At 45.9% G+C, this 3,020-nt stretch carries 3 protein-coding genes; all 3 read left to right on the top strand.

Annotation, left to right across the window (positions count from 1 at the left end):
* Positions 1-282 precede the first annotated feature (282 nt).
* Entirely contained in the window at positions 283-903 is a 621-nt protein-coding gene (locus RM811_RS04105) for a hypothetical protein (RefSeq protein ID WP_402521025.1), read from the top strand.
* A gap of 107 nt (positions 904-1,010) precedes the next feature.
* Complete coding sequence (locus RM811_RS04100; RefSeq protein ID WP_402521023.1) at positions 1,011-2,033, top strand: hypothetical protein; 1,023 nt, start codon at positions 1,011-1,013, stop codon at positions 2,031-2,033.
* Between the two features lie 2 nt (positions 2,034-2,035).
* A partial coding sequence (locus RM811_RS04095) for a hypothetical protein (RefSeq protein ID WP_402521021.1) occupies positions 2,036-3,020 on the top strand: 985 nt, incomplete at its 3' end.

Below are 3,020 nucleotides of genomic sequence, written 5' to 3'. Positions count from 1 at the left end.
TAAGCGAATCAGACATATTATACAGCGAATATGACATAGCCGGAGCCCTAAAGCGCCGGTAACATAAGAAGGGATATTACGGGGCAGGGTCTTGAAATTTGCATATTTGCAAGATGAAAGACCTGATCCTGGGTTTATGTATGCACCGGTTGATAAGGAAGAAAATGATCGGTGGCATCTGATTATCATCGAAGCGTTTATTTGAACTTTTGAAAGATGATCGCTATCCCATTGTTTTATGTGGGATGTAAAAAAATTGTTACGCTTAGGATATAGATCGAAATGAAAAAGAATTTTATTGCTCTTGCCATTGCCGCTTCCCTGATGACTGGTTGTGCCAGTACTGGTAGTTCCAACCTGACTGATGCAGAACAATACGCGGCCGATCTGGAGCAGGGGAAGGAATTATACTCTCAGTCCATTAAGGGCAGTTATCAGCCATCTGTGGTTGATGATGTTGAGATTGTTCGTACAGCGGTAAATGCTGCCTTTCTGGTTGCTAAACCTGCCTATGAAGATTACAGCAGGGAGGTGAATAACTATAGAGAAGTGCAAACCTACTTGAAATTTATTGAAGAGGCAGATACTGAAGAAGCTAAGAAAAAAGCTTTCGATGTCCTCACTGCTGAACAGCAGCAAGTTATATCTGGTTTCGTGAACAACAGCAAAACGCAGGAAATTGTTAAAGGGCTCGGCGAGGCTGCCCAGGTAGCTCTGAAGAATATTGCACTGTTTAAGGGAGTGGACACTACTGCTCTGATGAAGCAGGTAAGCTTTAAGGACATGATGGCAGAAAAAGACAAGCTGGCTCTTACCGGCAATCAGATTGCCTACCTTAGTAACACCGTTGTTAAATCCTACAACAGCTATCGACAGATTAAGGCATTAGTCCCCGCACAATAATCCTCAATTTCTTCAGCAAAGTTATGCCGCATTTCAGTAACACCTGACAGGCAGCATAACTTTATCTCCAGGCAAGGATGCCGTTACTTTTTTCACCAGACCTTAAAATGAAAAAAATTCTTCTTGTGGCTACCCTGGGTATTTTACTGGCGGGCTGTCAAACAACTGGCGGTCTGAAAATTAACTCAGAAGCAGACCTCTCTGCTAATACCCAGATTCAGAGAGTCGATGCGGATGCTCTCAGAGACAGCGCAAATATTGAACTGCCCGATAATTATGACGTGAAGGCATTCTCCAGGATCCGAATTGCCGCTTATATTGACAGGGTTAAATTTGAAAAGGATGCGAAGTCTACAAACATAGACAGCGACACCATTGCCAAGCTTCTGGAAAATGAGCTGGCCCGTACCAAGCGCTATGAAGTCCTGACACGCAACTGTGACGCTTGCGATTATGAAGTCGCTTTTCAGGCAGAAAACACAGTGGAAGAAGGTTCAATCCAGCTGGGTGAGCAGCTAAACCCTGAATATGTTATGGAATCCTCCATGATGTTCGGGACAGCCATTAAAAAGAAAAGTGATCATAGCGAGATTATTTTCCGCACACTGGTCACCACAAAAATCGTGAACCCTACCACGGGTGAAATTGTCCATTCCTTTGAACCTATCCGTTTTAACATGCCCGCTAAACGGTTCTTTGCTATTAATGGCAAGTTCCTGGGCGGGTTTGATTATCGTGAGGCTAATGAGTTGCAGGAAGCCTATAAGGAAGTAGCCCAGAAAGCGATTCAGGTACTGGTCAATCGCTCTATGGATTACTACCCCGTTGGTGGTCGTGTAACCAACTTCCGTAATGGTCGCTTTGCCATCGACGCAGGTATTAACCAGGGCTTCGCGGTAAAACAGCCAGTGATTCTTTTCCTCAGTGATGATGGGCTTGATATCCCCATAGCGTCCGGCGAAGTCACGCCTAAACAGGATGGCGGCTCTGGCGTGATGTTCACCTGGAAAGAAGACGACATTGACGCTGCAGAGGTAAAGAACAAGCTGGAAGCCATGGGCAAGGAATACCTCAAGCGAAACAAGGTCTATGCCGTTTCCGTGGGTACGCCTGAAAACTGGAAGCTCTGATCATGACGCTCAAAGTTCTAAAGAAGTTGTTACTTTGGGCTCCGCTGGTGCTGACGTTTGTTGTCAATGCAGCACCTATGGATGATGTATTCACGCTGCTGGATAACGGTGGGGGCGTAAAAAGTGGTCAGAGCTCCGGGCTGGGGTACTACGTTACGGCACTGGGTTTTTCTGATCGCTCATCTGAAGCAAAAGCCTACGAAGAAGCCAGAATTGAAGCTCTGCGTTATCTCAATGATATGGTCAATGGTGTCACCATAAGTGGCAGCACCTATTCTGCCAGTGAGTATATCTCTGAAATGAGTCAGGGGGAGACTTCAGAATATTCACAGGAAGCCTTTCGTGATGTGATTGATACGGTCTTTAAAGGACATTTGTCTGCCGCTAAAACCCTGAAGAAAGGTCAATATGATGGCCAGTACTTTGTCGCTATTGCCATTACCCAGAGTGATATTGCTAAAGTACAGGCGTTGAGTTCCCGTCAAAGCCCATCTGGAAGCTCACCTGGAAGCAGCGGCACCACAGTTATTATTGCCACGAACAGCAGTAGCACCATTGCAACCTTTACGGGTGAGTCCCAAACCGTAGAGTCCAAAGGACTGGCCTCAATGAAAAATGGCGAGCAAAAAGCGAGAGAAATCGCGCTTCAGGATGCCATGCGCAATGCCGTGCAACAGGTTCAGGGCGTGATGCTGCAAGGCAAGTCAGGGAGCTTTAACGAAGCGCTTTCTTTTGCTCTTTCCACCAAAACAGAAGGTTATGTGGGTGGTTACGACATTATTGATGAAGATATCGCCCGTGGTAACTACTACGTTCTGATCATGGCCAGAGTGAATGCCGGCCAGTTGCTCAGTGATGTTAATTTTTACCTGGACATCCTTGGTGAGCCCGTGTTTTCAGTGCAATCATCCAACAGTGAAAAAACAGACTGGTTAGTGAATGAGCTGGAAAGGCTGGGTTTCGCTATTAATGATGACAAGGCCAAAG

Origin of the sequence: Endozoicomonas sp. (assembly GCF_031844845.1) — a bacterium.
Classification (GTDB): domain Bacteria; phylum Pseudomonadota; class Gammaproteobacteria; order Pseudomonadales; family Endozoicomonadaceae; genus Endozoicomonas.
Note: the sequence above shows the minus strand (reverse complement) of the source record. Positions and strands in the feature narration are given on the sequence as shown.